Source organism: Shewanella sp. SG41-4, from assembly GCF_014164505.1.
GTDB lineage: Bacteria > Pseudomonadota > Gammaproteobacteria > Enterobacterales > Shewanellaceae > Shewanella.
Genome location: NZ_JACJFI010000072.1, coordinates 1 through 17058 on the forward strand (window position 1 = coordinate 1; position 17058 = coordinate 17058).

A 17058-nucleotide genomic window follows, 5' to 3' on the forward strand; every position below is an offset into this window, starting at 1 on the left:
GTTGTTGACGCCTAAACCACCACCAACGTACCAAGGTGTTAGTTCTTCTGCAGCTGATACAGCAAAAGGCAACATAGAGGTGAGTAATACTACTTTAAATGTGTTCTTCATCATATTTTAGTCCATTGTTATTTTACTCCACCATACATGCATGTAACGGAGTTGTTATAATCATGCATAACTGACACTTAATGTGGTGTTTCTTTGTGTTTTAGTCAGCGGCGCAATTATGCGGGGTAATTGGATGTTTATCCATAGTAAAAAGGATTAATTTTTTGTAATAGTCAATGATAAGTCACTGCTGGTAAATTGACTGATTAATAAAAAGTTATTTAAAAACAATCAGTAAGTTGATTTGTTTCGAATTGTAAACGATTAAAAAATAATTGTTAATAACTCCTTTATTTTTAATAAGTTAATGTAAATACTAAAAAACTAAGTTTTTTCGGGTAACTTAAACAAAAAATACGCCTTAGCGGCGTATTTTTTGTTAGTTATGCAAGATTAAATTAACGTGTCCAAACCCAGTTTTCGATTTCTTCAGGGTCTACACCATTCGCTTTGATATAGTTTTTGTGGTCTACCAAGCGTTGTAACATGTCGGTCGTGATGGTCACATGTTGTGATTCATCAATTACGCCTTGCTGGAACAACTTGTATGCCATATCGATAACTAAATGGTAGCGAGAAGTACCGTTACGCACACCCATATCAAATGGTGTAGTAGTTGAACCTTCTTCTTCATAACCTTTAATACGGAAGCGACGGTTACCTTTATAATCAAATACTAGCTTTTTGATGGTGTTTGGGTAGCCATGGTAGTTGAATACCACGCCTTTATCTTCAGTGAAGACTTCATCCATCATCCAAGGCTTGCTTTGGAATTTAAGACTACCTAAACCACTGCTGTGGAGTTCTGACACACTTACAAAGCGAATACGTACTCTTGGTAAAATCTCACGGATTAATACCAATGAAGCCATACATTCTTGCGTTGCATAGTCACCACAACCTGCAAGTACTACATCTGGGTTTTCATCAGAGGCGAAATCCCACACCATGATGCCGTCTTTAGCTTGTTTACGGGCTTCATCAAGTGATAACCACTGTGGTAGAGATTTCTTACCAGCAACGATAATGTTTAGTTTATCGCGATCAGCATATGCTCGTTCTGTGTAAACCAAGGTGCTGTTAGCATCTGCAGGTAAATAAGCAGAAATAATGTTCGGATGTTTCTCTAACATGCCGCCTAGGAAAGACGGATTCTGGTGAGAATAGCCGTTGTGATCTTGACGCTCTAATAGTGAAGACAATACGACGTTACATGCAGGGATAGGCTTGCGGAAATGAATGCCTTGGCTTGCATGAACATATTTACAGTATTGATCCGCCATTGATGACACTACCTGTGAGAAAGCCTCATAAGTTGGGAACATGCCATGACGACCTGTGACTGTGTAACCGTGTAACATACCAAAAAGTAAATTTTCAGATAGCAGTTCAATCACGCGGCCATCGCGAGACATATCTTGATCCCAGCTTTCGATTGGCCACTGCCATGCGCGGTCGGTTTCTTCAAATACAGCTTGCAGTTGATTTGAATATGTTTCATCAGGACTGAAGATGCGCAGGTTACGTTGATCGCGGTTTAGTTTGAATGCATCACGCATCCATTCGCCCATTTTCAGCATAGAGTAACCACGTTGACCCCGTGGAGTCTCTGCACCGTAACCTAGTTTTGCTAGATCTGGGTTTGCTAATGCACGTACCACTTCGCCGCCGTAGCTTAGACGTTGACGGCCACAACATAACTCTTTTGGTGGCATCAAAGACATAATGTCTTTATCAAATATCAATTCACCGCTTTCAGTAGTTTGCACTAATTCGTCAAACTTGTAGCTAGCTAACCACTTATCAAGTGCTTCAAGATGGCCTTTATCTTTGGCACAGTTGCTCACTATCACTTGATGAGATTCGCAGTTACCTGCTAGTTTTTTGCCATCATATTCAGTGGTACCAGTCCAACCTTTTGCCGTTCTCATTAAAATAACTGGCCAGCGTGGTTTAACAACATCTTCACCTGAACGAGCTCGACGTTGAATGTCATTGATCATGTCATATGACAAGTCCATTGCTGCAGTCATTTGTTCAAAAATATCGGTTTCCATTTCATCGTCAACGATGATTGGGTGATAACCAAGACCACGGAATTCTAAATCTAGCTCTTCATGGCTCATACGTCCCATACGGGTAGGACCAGAGATTTTGTAACCGTTAATATGTACGATTGGCAGTACAGCACCGTTGTTATCTGGTGAGACTAAACGGTTGGCATACCAAGAGGCTGCTAGTGGGCCTGTTTCAGCTTCACCGTCACCAATTAAACAGGCGGCAATTAGATTTGGGTTATCTAATACAGAGCCCCAAGCAACTGAAAGTGAATAACCAAGCTCACCACCTTCTAGTATTTGACCTGGTGCTTCAGGGTTTGCATGTGATGGATAACCGTAAGCTGCTGAGAATTTTTTACAGATATCTTCGATACCCGTTTCTGTATAAGGTATGGTCTCTGGGTAGAAATGGCTTAAAGAACCTTCTACAAATAAGTTAGCCTGTACTGCTGGGAAACCGTGGCCAGGACCAACAAGGTAAATGAATTCACGCTTATGCTTAACAATAAGACGGTTAACGTTAGCGTAGACAAAGTTAATACCAGGACATGTTCCCCAGTGACCAAGTAAACGAGGTTTTATGTCGGTATGTTGTAAAGGACGCTTAAAAAGTACGTTTTGCTTCAGGTAAATTTGCGATGTTGCCAAGAAGTTAGTCGCTCGTACGTATTTTTTTAGTGCAGTTATTTCATTTGAGTTAGTCATTGTGACCTCGATTAAAAGTGAAAATAATTATTTAACTTTCTTTGAGAACACTGTATCTGTAATTTAATTACAATAATGTGGCCTTTATCTAATTTTTGACGAGTGACTATTAGTCTAGATCGCATTTTTGGCCAAGTTGTCGGTAATTACTTGAAATTTAATAACGATTTGTCAGTGCTTTAAACATAGAGCATTAATAACAGAAATGGTAAAATGTGATGAGTATCACTTGTTACTTTTTGTTTTATTTGTGTTGATTTATCGTGCTATTTACTTATGCAATGTATCTGGTAGGTAACTTGGTTTTATCATATATAGCCATTGATGAACTATACCTATTAATCCACCGTCATTAGCTTTTATAATGGCACCTTTATTTGGCTCTTTTATTGGTTTTACCGTTTGACACATAACAGCTTGCACATGAAGCGCTTGGTCTGTCCATTATGTGATGTAAAGTCAGCGCAATAGCCTGATACAGAAAAATAACCTTATAACGGGGAAGATTAGACAATATGGCAATGTTAGAAACGATTATTAATTTTATGAATAGCCTGCTTTGGGGCAAGCTATTGGTTTATGGGCTGGTAGGTGCGGGATTATTTTTCACCATTCGCCTTGGTTTTATTCAAGTGACTCATTTTGTTCATGGCATTAAAGTATTGGCTATTAGCCGTCGTCCTGGTAAGCATGGCTTATCATCATTTCAAGTCTTTTGTACCAGTATGGCGGCACGTGTAGGTGCAGGTAACATGGCTGGTGTGGCGGTTGCTATTGGTACCGCAGGACCAGGCGCTGTGTTTTGGATGTGGGCTATTGCAGTTCTTGGTATGGCAACTGCAATGATTGAGTCGACGCTTGCCCAAGTCTATAAAGTGAAAGATGGTGATGATCAGTACCGCGGTGGGCCTGCCTATTATATGGAGAAAGGTCTTGGTCAACGTTGGATGGGCGTGCTTTTCTCAATATTTTTAATTATAGCGTTTGGTTTAGTGTTTAATGCTGTTCAAGCTAACACCATAACCGGTGCGATGACTCAAGTGTTTGGTTTTGAGCCAGTCTACGTTGGTATTGGTATTGTTATTTGTAGCGCGTTTGTGATTGTTGGTGGTCTTAAAAAAGTAGCTAAAGCGTCTGAGTTAATAGTGCCTGTGATGGCTATTGCTTATATTGCAGTTGCTTTTGTCGTTGTAGGTATGAATATCGAAAAGTTACCTGACATATTTATGTTGGTTATCAACAGCGCCTTTGGTTGGCAAGAAGCCGCTGCTGGTGGTGTTGCGTTCAGTGTTTCACAAGCAATGCAAGCTGGTATTGCCCGAGGATTGTTTTCAAACGAAGCAGGTATGGGAAGTGCCGCTAACGTTGCGGCAAGTGCATCACCAAACCCTAACCACCCAGCATCGCAAGGTTTTGTGCAAATGATGGGCGTGTTTGTTGATACAATTGTTATTTGTACCGCAACAGCAGCGATTATTTTATTATCCGGTGATGCTGCCTCAAGCTCTGATGGTATTGCTAAAACCATTAGTGCATTAACCAGTCATGTAGGTGATTGGGGCGGAGCATTTATTGCTTTTGCTATTTTACTCTTTTGCTTTACCTCTATTATTGCCAACTATTCTTATGCAGAAACTAATGTGATGTTTTTGTCTGGCAATAGTAAGAAAGCCTTACCTTTATTCCGCCTAGTGGTTTTAGGTATGGTGATGTTTGGTTCTCTCGCTAAAATCAGTTTGGTTTGGGATTTAGCAGATGTGTCGATGGGGCTAATGGCAATTGTTAACTTAGTAGCCTTAGTCTTATTGTCTGGTTTGGCGGTTAGAGTTATCAATGACTACCGTGAACAGATTGATGCCGGTATTGATCCGGTATTTGACACCAGTAAGTTTCCTGAGTTAGCGGATCAATTAGAAGAAAAAATTTGGCCTAATTCTACAGAACCTGTTGAAAATAATATTTACCTATTAAGGTAATCGAAAAAACCATGCTACTACAGCATGGTTTTTTTTTATCAGTTCAGTATGATGACATTATGATTTTATCCGGAGCGTACTTATGCTGGTTTTAGTTTCACCTGCGAAAACATTAGATTTCGAAAATCCACCTATTACTGACACCCATACTCAACCGTGTTTACTTAAACAAAGCCAAACATTGATTGATGTATGCCGTGAATTAACCCCAATGGATATTGCCAGTTTAATGAAAGTAAGCGATAAAATTGCTGGGCTTAATGCAGCGCGTTTTGCTGACTGGCAACCTACGTTTACCCTTAATAATGCTAAACAGGCTATATTCGCGTTTCGAGGCGATGTCTACACCGGATTTGATGCCGATAATTTATCTGAGTCACAAATAGTTTCAAGTCAAAAGCATCTGCGTATTTTATCTGGCTTGTATGGTTTGCTTAAACCGTTAGATTTAATTCAACCATACCGGTTAGAAATGGGGACTAAACTCGCAAACGCACAGGGAAGCAATTTATATGCTTTTTGGGGCGAGACTATTACTGCTGAAGTTAACAAGGCGCTGAAAGAGCAGGGCGACGATATCATTGTCAATTTAGCCTCGAATGAGTACTTTAAATCGGTCAAAATTAAGCAGCTTGAAGGGCAGTTGATTACACCAGTGTTTAAAGACTGCAAAAAAGGTCAATTTAAAGTAATTAGCTTTTATGCAAAAAAAGCGCGCGGATTGATGGCCCGCTATATTGTGGATACCAAACCTACTAGTGTTGAACAATTAACAGCGTTTGATCTTGAAGGTTATTATTATAGTGAAGCGCAATCGACACCCACAGCGCCAGTATTTTTACGAGATGAACAAAAGTAACTCTCTATAAAGTAACGCTCTATAATAAAATCCGCTCAACAAAAAGCCCTTGAATAAGGGCTTTTTAGTATCAAAATTTTAAACTCGATTGATATAAACCAACTAGTGTTGTTCTTTTTGCTGAGTAACAGGTCTTAAGTCAATTTCTGATTGCGCCATCATATAAGCAAATTGTGCATAGGCTGCTGCACTTTGCGCGAGCTTTTTAGGATCAATTTTATCTAATGTGTCATTAGGCGTATGGTGATAATCAAAGTAATCAGTACCATCTTGGTTTAACGACGCTACCGGTACACCTAACGCTGGTAGAATTGAAACATCTGGGCCACCAGACGCTTCATTATTGCCTAGCTCTACGCCGTTTAAGGTCATGGCTGAATGTTCTTGTTTAACTTGCTCAAATGTAGCGGCATTGACGTTAAAATCAATTTTATATACTGGGCCTGCGCCAAAATCAGATTCTGCGGCAATATAATGTTTATCTAATTCATCAGCATGTTGTGCTGCATAAGCTTTACCACCGACTAAACCGACTTCTTCTGCAGCATATAGCACTACACGAATAGTGCGCGCTGGCTTTTGTGGCAAGTCTTGGATAAGTTTAGCTGCGGTAGTGACAATCGCCACTCCAGCGCCATCATCAATCGCACCTGTACCTTCGTCCCATGAATCAAGATGAGCACCGATAAGGACAATTTCGTCAGGCTTACTGCTACCGGTGACTTCTGCAATGACATTATAAGATGTGGCTATACCTAGATTTTCTGATGTCATATTTAATGCTAACGTTATGTTTGGGTCGCGCTTTAACATCGCATTAATTAAGTCAGCATCTGGATTCGACATTGCTGCCGCAGGAATTTTAGGCGTTCCTTCTTCATATCGCATCATACCAGTATGGGCCATTCTGTCATGATCCGTCCCAATAGAGCGGATAACGATGGCGACAGCTCCTTTTTGTGCAGCAACTATGGCTCCTCGAGAACGGCCTCCCACAGCTTCTCCATAACCTTTACCCGTAATATGGCGCTCAGTTTTGTGGTCGATGAATACAATTTTGCCTTCGATGCGCCCAGGAGATGCACTAGATAACTCTTCTAAACTTTCAAATCGTACAATTAGCGCCTGAATACCGTTAACCGGTGTCGCAACGCTACCACCTAAGGCGGTAACGACTAATGGCTGTTCATAAGGGGCTACTATGCTTGCGTATGCGCTACCTCTTGACCATGCAGGAACTTGAACCGACTCCTTGTACACTTTATCAAACCCGAGTAACCACAATTTTTCCATAGCCCACTCTACCGCTACGATGTCTTTATCCGTACCAGCTAATCTTGGTCCAACTTCTACTGTGAGTGATTCAACTATGTCATAACTTAAACGAGACGAAAGAGCTTGTTTAGCCAGCAGTTGACTGATAATTGCATCATTAGAATCATTAATTACTAATTGTGGTGCAGTGGCTTTTGTTGGTGTGGTTGTTTGGCAGCCAATAAGTGCTGCAAAAATGGCACCGACGAGAGTGGCTCTTTGATAGTTTTTCATGAGTTTCCTTTGATTATTTTAGCTAAGTCTCATTTTTTACAACAATCTACCAAAAAGTGTGCTTTATGTCCCGACTCTATTTGTAAGGGAACGCTATATTAGTGCGGGGTTAGATGAGGAGAAGAGCGCGTGATGAATATAGAAAAAATGCAGCAGCAAGCAGATCATGCGGTCGTATTGCTAAAAGCATTAGCAAATGAACGTAGATTGTTTATTTTGTGTCATCTTCTTAATGAAGGTGAAATGTGTGTTGGTGAAATGAATAAGAAGTTGGGATTGAGTCAATCGGCTTTGTCACAACATTTGGCGTGGCTTCGTAAGGACAATTTAGTCTGTACTAGGAAAGAAGCTCAAACCGTTTTTTATTCATTGAAAAGTAATGAGGTAAAAGAGTTAATTCAAGTATTGAATAATATGTATTGTTACTAAGTTGACTCCGCAAACGTCTTAACGGATACATCTCATTAATGGTGTCTTAGTTAAGGCGTTTAGTTCGATTAATTTTATAGAGGTAGTATGTTGTTTGTTGGATAAGTTTAAAAACAGACTCTTTAATGCTACAAGCCTAAATGTATTAGCATGAACGATATTATCGCCTTCCATTTAAAATGGCTGTTTGTCAGTTGAAATTAGCTAAAATTCTCACCCTATTTGTTTCACTTCTTTAGCTCGCCTCCAATCTTGCTCTTATCAAATAAAACTTTTATAACAACTTTCAAAAGAACTGCTCTCAAAAGAAATTCATTTTTAATCAGACTATTTTCAGGGCCAGATCAATACTGATGTTGACCTTAATCTGTTGAGCTTAGATTGAAAGAGGGGAGGTCGCAGATGAGAAAGATAGGCTGGTAAAAAATAGTTATAAAAAAACCGGCCTAAGCCGGTTTTTTGAATCTTAATCTACTAAAACTTAAGCTGCGATAGCTTTAATTTTTGCATTTAAGCGAGCCTTCTGACGACCGGCTTTATTCTTATGAATAAGACCTTTAGTCGCCATACGGTCAACAATTGGTTGTGCAATAGCGAACGCTTCTGTAGCCGCTTTATGGTCACCGCTTTTGATAGCAGCGATGACTTTTTTAACGTATGTACGTAACATAGAGCGACGGCTAGCGTTATGCTGGCGACGCTTTTCAGATTGAAGCGCGCGCTTCTTTGCAGACTTGCTATTAGCCAAGGTGCAACTCCTAAAAACTGGATTTGATACTTTTAAAGGCCGAGGAATATGCCTGCTTTTTATCGTCTTGTCAACGATGGCAGCTGAATATTTATCATAAAGATAAATTAATCCAACCTAGCATGCCAAACTTCAACCCTACTCGTGTAATATGTGGCGTAATTCTACCAGCTCTTTGGTCTGTGTGACAGGGTTAGAATAGAATATTTGTTATAAATCCCATTAATTTCTTAGAAGAGACCGAGTGTCTGGGGGCTGTTTGAGCAAAAAATTATTTAAATCAGGTCTAATTGTTAGTGTTATGACGCTGATTTCGCGAGTATTAGGTTTAGTTCGCGATGTGGTCATTGCAAATTTAATGGGTGCTGGTAGCAGTGCTGATGTGTTCTTTTTTGCAAATAAAATTCCTAACTTCTTAAGACGTCTGTTTGCTGAAGGGGCTTTTGCGCAGGCATTTGTGCCGGTACTAACAGAGTACCAAGAAAAAATGACCCCAGAAGATACTCGTGAGTTATTAAGCAAGGTAGCCGGTACTTTAGGTGTGCTGGTCACAATTGTTACCTTGGTTGGCGTTATTGGCTCACCAGTATTAGCCGCACTTTTTGGTGGTGGTTGGTTTGTCGATTGGTTAAATGATGGTCCTAACGCCGAAAAGTTCGAACTGGCATCTGTGATGTTAAAAATTACTTTCCCGTACTTATGGTTTATCACTTTTACTGCCCTAGCAGGATCGATACTTAATACTCGTGGCCGTTTTGCAGTATCAGCCTTTACACCTGTGTTTTTGAATGTTGCGATTATTGCCGTAGCTTTATGGTATGCGCACACACTAGAAAATCCTGAAATTGGTTTGGCTTGGGGGGTGTTTTTTGGTGGGCTGATTCAGTTTCTATTCCAAATTCCTTTCTTAATCCGTGAAAAAGCACTCGTTAGGCCAACGTGGGGATGGAATCACCCTGGAGTGGTAAAAATTAGAACCTTGATGATTCCTGCTTTGTTTGGTGTGTCTGTTTCACAAATTAACTTATTGTTCGACACTTTTATAGCCAGTTTTTTGATGACGGGATCAATCAGTTGGTTGTATTACGCTGACCGTTTATTGGAGTTTCCTTTAGGATTATTTGGCATTGCTATTGCGACAGTTATTTTGCCTGCATTATCGCAAAAACATGTTAATGCTCATGGAAGCGGGTTTAATCAAACAATGGATTGGGGAGTTAAAGCTATTTTACTGTTAGGCACTCCAGCTATGTTAGGGCTAATTATTCTCGCTAAACCAATGCTGATGGTGTTGTTTATGCGCGGCGCTTTTAGCCTAAATGACGTTGAAATGGCTTCATATAGTTTGGTTGCTTATGGTTGTGGTTTACTAAGCTTTATGATGATTAAAGTATTAGCTCCGGGTTACTATTCACGCCAAGACACTAAAACTCCAGTTAAATATGGCATTATTGCCATGGTTAGCAATATGGTATTCAACCTTATTTTTGCCATTCCATTTGGCTATGTGGGCTTAGCCATTGCGACGTCAATGTCTGCGTTATTAAATGCAGGTTTGTTGTATCGAGGTTTGCATAAAACGGGCGTTTATCAAATGAGCCGACAAACGTTGTTTTTCTCGTTTAAAGTGATCATTTCTACCGCCTTAATGACCATTGCCATTATTTATTTTATGCCGCAACAAAGCATATGGCTTGAATGGCAAACCATTGAGCGTATGTATAAGTTGATTGAATTGATTGTTGGTGGTGCGGTTATTTATTTGTTGAGTTTACTCGCATTGGGTGTGCGGCCTTGGAAAATTAAACGTCAGGGTTAATTTATCCTATGTTAATGGCGAAGGGAGTATCTGCAGATTATCCTAAATTCGGTGTAATAATCGAGGTTGAAACTCGCATCTAACATTGATTTGGGTATATAATCTGCCGATTTGCAATAGGCAGTATTGAGCGTAATGGAATTAATCCGCGGTATACACAATATTTTACCTTCTCATCATGGTTGTGTTTTGACCATTGGGAATTTTGACGGTGTCCATCGTGGCCATGCGCAGGTGATCAGCAGCTTAGTGAGTAAAGCGCATCATTTTCAACTGCCTGCAATGTTAATGACTTTTGAACCGCAACCACAAGAGCGTTTTCGCGGTACTGATGCGCCAGCGCGTCTGAGTCTTCTGCGTGATAAAATTAGATTGTTAGATGAGCTTAAAATTGATCAGCTACTTTGTATCAATTTTACTGAAGCCTTTGCTAATCAACCTGCTGAAGCGTTTATTGAAGAGTTACTGGTTAAAAAACTCGGCGTTAAATATCTTGTCGTTGGAGATGATTTTTGTTTTGGTAAAGGTCGCTTAGGCAACTTCGATATGCTTGTTGCCGCAGGTAAAGAATTTGGCTTTACTGTGGTCAGTACACAAAGTTTTGTGGTTGGCTCGTTGCGAGTTAGTTCTACCGCAGTAAGAGAACAACTGGCGTTAGGGCACTTAGAACAAGCAAGGCGTTTACTGGGCCATCCTTTCATTTTAAGTGGTAAGGTTGCACACGGACAAAAATTAGGCCGTACAATCGGTTTTCCAACAGCAAATATTGCCTTAAAACGACACGTTGTACCTGTAAGAGGGGTGTTTGCGGTCCGTTTGTACTGGGATGGCAGCGATATTTATGATGGTGTGGCTAATGTGGGCTTTAGACCCACTGTAAACGGTCAAACTTGCAGATTAGAAGTCCATTTGTTTGATTTTAGCGGTGATTTATACGGTAAACGAGTGGAAGTAGAATTAGTAGCAAAGATCCGTGATGAAAAACCTTTTGAGTCACTGGACGCGCTAAAAAAACAAATTTTAAATGATGCAAATGAAGCTCGCGCTTTATTTAGCAACGATGCTAGCTGAAATGAATCAGCTTTAAATAATGGTATGGGATCAATGAGCGACTATAAATTTACTTTGAACTTGCCGGAAACTGAGTTTCCGATGCGCGGTAATTTGGCAAATCGCGAGCCAGAAATGTTAAATAGCTGGACGCAAGATGGGCTGTATCAACAGATCCGTGAAAGCCGTACTGGCCGTAAACCTTTCATTCTTCATGATGGCCCACCATACGCCAATGGCAGCATTCATATTGGTCACTCGGTAAACAAAATTCTTAAAGACATCATTATTAAGTCTAAAACCATGTCAGGTTTTGACGCGCCTTATATTCCAGGCTGGGATTGTCATGGATTACCGATTGAGCTTAAAGTTGAGCAAAAAGTAGGTAAACCAGGAGTCAAGATTTCTGCGGCAGAGTTTCGTGAAGAATGCCGTAAATATGCTGCCATCCAAGTAGAAGGCCAGCGTGAAGACTTTATTCGTTTAGGTGTATTAGGTGATTGGCAAAACCCTTACCTCACCATGGACTTTTCAACTGAAGCGAATATTGTCCGTTCATTGGCGAAAGTGATTGAAAGCGGCCATTTGCACAAAGGTGTTAAGCCAGTGCACTGGTGCACAGACTGTGGTTCAGCACTTGCTGAAGCAGAAGTTGAATACGAAGATAAAACATCTCCAGCCATCGATGTCGCTTTTGTGGCGGTTGATAGCCAAGCTGTTGCTGCAAAATTCGGCGTAGAGAATTATGCTAAACCAGTAGCGATGGCAATTTGGACTACCACGCCATGGACTATTCCTGCAAACCGTGCATTAGCGTTAAGTCCAGAGTTAGATTACAGCCTGGTTGAATTTGTTAAGAATGGTGAAACGACGACATTGATATTAGCTCAAGTGCTGGTTGAGGCATGTCTTGAGCGTTACAGTGCCGAGTCACACACTATTTTAGGTGAAGTAAAAGGCGCTGAACTTGAGTTAATGCGTTTTAATCACCCATTTTATGCGTTTGACGTGCCTGCTATTTTAGCTGACCACGTTACTACAGATGCTGGTACAGGTATTGTACATACAGCACCTGGCCACGGTCAGGACGATTTTATTGTCGGCCAAAAATATGGTTTGGAAGTAGCTAACCCTGTTGGCGACAATGGTGTTTATAAGCCAGACACTGAGTTTTTTGCTGGTCAACATGTCTTTAAAGCCAACGCTAGTGTTGTTGCGCTGTTAGAAGAAAAGGGCGCATTACTACTGCATGTTGCTATCCGCCATAGCTATCCGCATTGCTGGCGCCACAAAACGCCAATTATTTTCCGTGCCACGCCACAATGGTTTATCTCTATGGATAATCATGGTTTGCGTTCACAAGCGTTAAAAGAAATTGAACAAACGAAGTGGATCCCTGATTGGGGTCAAAGCCGCATCGAAAAAATGGTAGAAAACCGTCCAGACTGGTGTATTTCACGTCAGCGTACTTGGGGCGTCCCTATTACGTTGTTTGTACATCGTGAAACGGATGAATTACATCCAGACAGTGTTTCATTAATGGAACGTGTAGCGCATCGCATTGAACAACAAGGAATTCAAGCTTGGTGGGATTTAGATGCCAGCGAATTGTTAGGTAATGAAGCAGATCAATACCGCAAAGTTACTGATACATTGGATGTATGGTTTGACTCAGGTTCATCATTCTCATCTGTTGTCGCAGCGCGTCCAGAGTTTCATGGGCATGACATAGATTTGTATTTAGAAGGTAGCGATCAGCATCGTGGTTGGTTTATGTCATCATTGATGATCTCAACCGCTATGAATGGTAAAGCACCTTATAAGCAAGTATTGACTCATGGTTTTACCGTTGATGGTAAAGGCCGTAAGATGTCAAAATCTGTTGGTAACGTGATAGCTCCCTTACAAGTAATCAATAAGCTTGGTGCTGACATTTTACGTCTATGGGTTGCCGCAACCGATTATAGTGGCGAAATGACGGTATCTGACGAGATTTTAAATCGCAGTGCTGATGCATATCGTCGTATTCGAAATACTGCGCGTTTCTTACTTGCTAACTTGAATGGCTTTAACCCAGAAACGGACATGATCGCATCTGAAGACATGGTCGCGTTAGATCGTTGGGTTGTTCGTCGTGCAGCAGTACTGCAAAAAGAAATTATCGAAGCGTATGATCAATACAACTTCCATTTAGTGACTCAAAAACTGATGCAGTTCTGTTCTGTAGAGTTAGGCAGTTTCTATCTTGATATTATTAAAGATCGCCAGTACACCGCTAAGCAAGAAGGGCATGCACGTCGTAGCTGTCAATCTGCGCTTTATCATATTGCCGAGGCAATGGTTCGGTGGATGACGCCAATTTTAAGCTTTACCGCTGATGAAGTGTGGCAATTGTTACCCGGTAAACGTGAAAAGTATGTGTTTACCCAAGAATGGTATCAAGGCTTAGAAGCCGTCACTCTTGAAAGTGATTTAAGCGATGATTATTGGGAAAAACTATTAACTGTCCGTAATGAAGTTAATAAAGTACTCGAACAAGCACGCCGTGATAAACGTATTGGTGGTTCATTAGAAGCTGAAGTGACATTGTTCGCCGATGCTGATTTAGCGGCTGAGTTAGCTAAAGTGGGTGATGAGTTACGATTTATCCTCATTACCTCTAAAGCAGCAGTTGCGGATATGTCACAAGCGGGTAGCGATGCCATCGAAACCGAATTAAGTTCGCTTAAACTAGTGGTTGCCAAAAGTGCTGCCGAGAAGTGTGAGCGTTGCTGGCACTATCGTGAAGAGGTTGGCACCATTGAAGCTCACCCAACATTGTGTCAGCGTTGTGTGACCAATATTGAAGGTGAAGGCGAGCAACGCGAATTCGCTTAAGGAAACATTGATAATGAGTACTGTGCCATTAACATGGAAAGACAGTGGCTTACGTTGGTATTGGGTAGCTGCATTGGTGTTTTTAGCCGATCAGCTATCTAAACAATGGGTCCTGAGTAATTTTGAATTGTATGAGTCTATACAGCTTTTACCATTTTTCAATTTCACTTACGTGCGAAACTACGGTGCCGCGTTCAGTTTTTTAAGTGAAGCTGGTGGTTGGCAACGTTGGTTGTTTACCATCATTGCTGTCGGTTTTAGTACCTTGTTAACAATCTGGTTGCGTAAACAATCTTATTCGTTATGGCGCAGTAATTTAGCCTTTACCTTAGTTATTGGCGGCGCATTAGGTAATTTGGTTGATCGTTTAATGCATGGTTTTGTAATTGATTTTGTCGATTTTTACTGGAATACCAGCCATTACCCTGCATTTAATATTGCTGATGCAGGCATCTTTATTGGTGCGGTACTGATCATTTGGGAATCATTTAGACCCGAAGCAAAGCAACCGAAGGAGCAAGATTAACTGTGACAGATTTAACTAAGCAAGACAGCCATTCATTAATATGTCATATGAATATTGTACTGGAAGACGGATCTACGGCCGACAGTACAAAATCATCTGGCAAACCTTCACGTTTAAATATTGGTGATGGTAGTCTAAGTCCGGCTTTTGAAAACGAACTAAAAGACTTGAAAGAAGGTGATAAGCACACATTTACCTTAACGGCAAAAGACGCTTTTGGTGAGTCAAATCCTGATGCGATTCACTATATGGACAGAAGTCGATTTCCTGCAGATATGAAGCTTGAAGACGGTGTTATTGTAAGTTTTGCGGGTCCTGGTGGCAGTGAAATACCGGGGATCGTTCGCGATACTGCTGGTGATTCAATTACCGTCGACTTAAACCATCCACTCGCAGGACGCACGCTTACGTTTGAACTTGAAGTTGTCAGTGTTATAACTGAGTAAAAGGTATCACATGCTAAAAGTCGATCCGACGTCTCCAGAACTGAGTATTTTATTGGCCAACCCTCGTGGTTTTTGTGCCGGTGTTGACCGTGCTATCAGTATTGTTGAGCGTGCTTTAGAGTTATTTGAACCGCCAATCTATGTACGCCATGAAGTGGTACATAACCGATATGTGGTTGAAAACCTAAAACAGCGTGGTGCTCTTTTTATTGATGAACTTGACCAAGTACCAGACAACAGTATTGTTATTTTTAGTGCTCACGGTGTATCACAGGCTGTGCGTAAAGAAGCTAAAAATCGTGGTTTGAAAGTCTTCGATGCAACCTGTCCGTTAGTGACAAAAGTACATTTACAAGTGACTCGTGCAAGTCGTAAAGGTATTGAGTGCATTTTGATTGGTCATGAAGGCCATCCAGAAGTGGAAGGCACCATGGGGCAGTACGATAACCCTAAAGGTGGTGTTTATCTTATTGAGTCTCCAGAGGATGTTAATAATCTTCAGGTCAATAACCCAGACAACTTATGCTTTGTTACTCAAACGACGCTTTCTGTTGATGACACCTTAGATATTATTACTGCATTGCAACAACGTTTTCCTTCAATTGAGGGGCCGCGTAAAGATGATATTTGCTATGCGACACAAAACCGTCAAGATGCAGTAAGAAGCATGTCTGCTGAAGTCGATTTGTTGATTGTTGTCGGTTCTAAAAATAGTTCAAATTCAAATCGTTTACGTGAACTGGCTGAAAAAACGGGTACACAATCTTATCTCGTTGATACCGCCGCTGACGTTGAGGCTGTGTGGTTTGATGGTGTGAAGAAAGTCGCAGTAACTGCTGGCGCTTCTGCTCCAGAGGTGTTAGTACAACAAGTTGTTAACGCGATAGCCAAACTTGCCCCGAGTATTATTACTGAGGTTGAAGGCCGCAAAGAAGACACTGTATTTGCTGTGCCAGCTGAATTACGTTAATAATTTCAACGATCTAAAAATAAAAAACCGCAGCTTAATTTAAGCTGCGGTTTTTTTGTGCCTACAAAATAAACCGAGTATAATACTGATAAATTGTGTTGACCTATAAATCATACAAGATAGATACTATCTGATTACATTTAAGTCAGCTATTATCTATACATGATGTTTAGACTGGTTTAATCGTTATGCTGTATAAAATATCGATATACAAGATTGAGAGTGGCTACTTTTGATCTCATCGGGAGGTTTTACGCTCATGCCATATAAAAGGAATGGATTTTCCTTAATAGAAGTAATGGTATCACTAGTTATTCTGGTGATAGGCCTTATTGGGATTTTTAATCTGCATATTATGTCAAAACAGGGCAGTTTTGAGTCTTTTCAGCAAACTCAAGCCTCGTATTATGCTAATGACATGATAAATCGTATGAGATTAAACAGTGCTCAATTAGCACTGTATGCAAATGGTTCTCCTTATTCCGGTACTCCTAGTGCTGTTAGTCAGCGATGCGATTCAGCGACTGTATTTTGTAGTGCAAGTCAAATGGCCCTGTGGGATATTTTTGAATGGCAGTCTTCTTTTATAGGGACTTCAGAAGTCATTAATACTAAAAATGTAGGTGGATTAGATACTGCAACAGGCTGTATTAACGTTAATGGTAATGTTGTCACAGTTACTATGTCTTGGAAGGCTATTCGAAGTTCTAGCGATTCTGGAGATGTAAATGCATGCGGTACAGCAAGTGATAAACGTCGAATTTATTCTATTCAAACAGTGATTATTTAAATGATAGCTTTTAATAAAATTCGCAGAAGATCACAATCGGGTATGTCACTTGTTGAGTTAATGGTGGCAATGGTTATTAGTTTGTTTTTATCTGCTGGCATTTTTACTATGTTTAGCATGTCCTCAACCAATGTCACTACAACC

14 protein-coding genes and 1 pseudogene are annotated in these 17058 nt (G+C 40.6%); 11 read left to right on the plus strand and 4 right to left on the minus strand.

From position 1 onward, the window contains the following. Together H5202_RS24665 and H5202_RS08980 are read right to left on the minus strand one after the other, a co-directional pair. Positions 1-114 (minus strand): annotated as a pseudogene (locus H5202_RS24665) (OmpA family protein); the annotation flags it as partial. A 395-nt stretch (positions 115-509) separates the two neighbouring features. Further along, on the minus strand, positions 510-2876 hold the full coding sequence (locus H5202_RS08980; RefSeq protein WP_182771780.1) for a phosphoketolase family protein: 2367 nt from the start codon (positions 2874-2876) through the stop codon (positions 510-512). Between the two features lie 521 nt (positions 2877-3397). On the opposite strand from H5202_RS08980, the gene H5202_RS08985 reads away from it, so the two are divergent. Beyond that, positions 3398-4852 (plus strand): alanine/glycine:cation symporter family protein, encoded by a 1455-nt coding sequence (locus tag H5202_RS08985; RefSeq protein ID WP_182771789.1) that lies wholly within the window; start codon positions 3398-3400, stop codon positions 4850-4852. A gap of 82 nt (positions 4853-4934) precedes the next feature. Continuing rightward, positions 4935-5711, plus strand: a complete 777-nt coding sequence (gene yaaA / locus H5202_RS08990; protein ID WP_182771781.1) for a peroxide stress protein YaaA — start codon at positions 4935-4937, stop codon at positions 5709-5711. A 102-nt stretch (positions 5712-5813) separates the two neighbouring features. Here yaaA and H5202_RS08995 read toward each other — a convergent pair whose 3' ends face one another. Beyond that, complete coding sequence (locus H5202_RS08995) at positions 5814-7259, minus strand: M20/M25/M40 family metallo-hydrolase (protein WP_182771782.1); 1446 nt, start codon at positions 7257-7259, stop codon at positions 5814-5816. A gap of 132 nt (positions 7260-7391) precedes the next feature. On the opposite strand from H5202_RS08995, the gene H5202_RS09000 reads away from it, so the two are divergent. Continuing rightward, positions 7392-7688 carry an ArsR/SmtB family transcription factor gene (locus tag H5202_RS09000; protein WP_011638342.1) on the plus strand — a complete coding sequence of 99 codons (297 nt, stop codon included), beginning with the start codon at positions 7392-7394 and terminating at the stop codon, positions 7686-7688. A gap of 481 nt (positions 7689-8169) precedes the next feature. Here H5202_RS09000 and rpsT read toward each other — a convergent pair whose 3' ends face one another. Next, positions 8170-8436, minus strand: a complete 267-nt coding sequence (gene rpsT, locus H5202_RS09005; RefSeq protein ID WP_059744082.1) for a 30S ribosomal protein S20 — start codon at positions 8434-8436, stop codon at positions 8170-8172. A 259-nt stretch (positions 8437-8695) separates the two neighbouring features. On the opposite strand from rpsT, the gene murJ reads away from it, so the two are divergent. The 8 genes from murJ to H5202_RS09045 form a co-directional block, all read left to right on the plus strand. After that, positions 8696-10255 carry a murein biosynthesis integral membrane protein MurJ gene (murJ, locus tag H5202_RS09010; RefSeq protein WP_182771783.1) on the plus strand — a complete coding sequence of 520 codons (1560 nt, stop codon included), beginning with the start codon at positions 8696-8698 and terminating at the stop codon, positions 10253-10255. A gap of 135 nt (positions 10256-10390) precedes the next feature. Next, entirely contained in the window at positions 10391-11326 is a 936-nt protein-coding gene (gene ribF, locus H5202_RS09015) for a bifunctional riboflavin kinase/FAD synthetase (RefSeq protein WP_182771784.1), read from the plus strand. 33 nt (positions 11327-11359) lie between these two features. Next, positions 11360-14182: an isoleucine--tRNA ligase gene (ileS, locus tag H5202_RS09020; RefSeq protein WP_182771785.1), complete on the plus strand. Its 2823-nt coding sequence runs from the start codon at positions 11360-11362 to the stop codon at positions 14180-14182. A 22-nt stretch (positions 14183-14204) separates the two neighbouring features. Further along, entirely contained in the window at positions 14205-14708 is a 504-nt protein-coding gene (lspA, locus tag H5202_RS09025; RefSeq protein WP_182771790.1) for a signal peptidase II, read from the plus strand. A 2-nt stretch (positions 14709-14710) separates the two neighbouring features. Further along, on the plus strand, positions 14711-15154 hold the full coding sequence (fkpB, locus tag H5202_RS09030; RefSeq protein ID WP_182771786.1) for an FKBP-type peptidyl-prolyl cis-trans isomerase: 444 nt from the start codon (positions 14711-14713) through the stop codon (positions 15152-15154). A gap of 40 nt (positions 15155-15194) precedes the next feature. Then, positions 15195-16124 (plus strand): 4-hydroxy-3-methylbut-2-enyl diphosphate reductase, encoded by a 930-nt coding sequence (gene ispH, locus H5202_RS09035; protein ID WP_182771791.1) that lies wholly within the window; start codon positions 15195-15197, stop codon positions 16122-16124. A 259-nt stretch (positions 16125-16383) separates the two neighbouring features. After that, a complete protein-coding gene (gene pilV / locus H5202_RS09040) occupies positions 16384-16914 on the plus strand; it encodes a type IV pilus modification protein PilV (protein ID WP_182771787.1) in 531 nt (176 codons plus the stop codon). Continuing rightward, positions 16915-17058, plus strand: a 144-nt coding sequence (locus H5202_RS09045) for a PilW family protein (RefSeq protein ID WP_182771788.1), incomplete at its 3' end; no start/stop codon positions are given.

Excerpts from the sequence above, each read along its gene's own strand:
- H5202_RS08980 (WP_182771780.1), bottom strand. The coding sequence starts at position 2,876 with ATGACTAACTCAAATGAAATAACTGCACTAAAAAAATACGTACGAGCG.
- H5202_RS08985 (WP_182771789.1), top strand. The coding sequence starts at position 3,398 with ATGTTAGAAACGATTATTAATTTTATGAATAGCCTGCTTTGGGGCAAG.
- yaaA (WP_182771781.1), top strand. The coding sequence starts at position 4,935 with ATGCTGGTTTTAGTTTCACCTGCGAAAACATTAGATTTCGAAAATCCA.
- H5202_RS08995 (WP_182771782.1), bottom strand. The coding sequence starts at position 7,259 with ATGAAAAACTATCAAAGAGCCACTCTCGTCGGTGCCATTTTTGCAGCA.
- H5202_RS09000 (WP_011638342.1), top strand. The coding sequence starts at position 7,392 with ATGAATATAGAAAAAATGCAGCAGCAAGCAGATCATGCGGTCGTATTG.
- ribF (WP_182771784.1), top strand. The coding sequence starts at position 10,391 with ATGGAATTAATCCGCGGTATACACAATATTTTACCTTCTCATCATGGT.
- ileS (WP_182771785.1), top strand. The coding sequence starts at position 11,360 with ATGAGCGACTATAAATTTACTTTGAACTTGCCGGAAACTGAGTTTCCG.
- pilV (WP_182771787.1), top strand. The coding sequence starts at position 16,384 with ATGCCATATAAAAGGAATGGATTTTCCTTAATAGAAGTAATGGTATCA.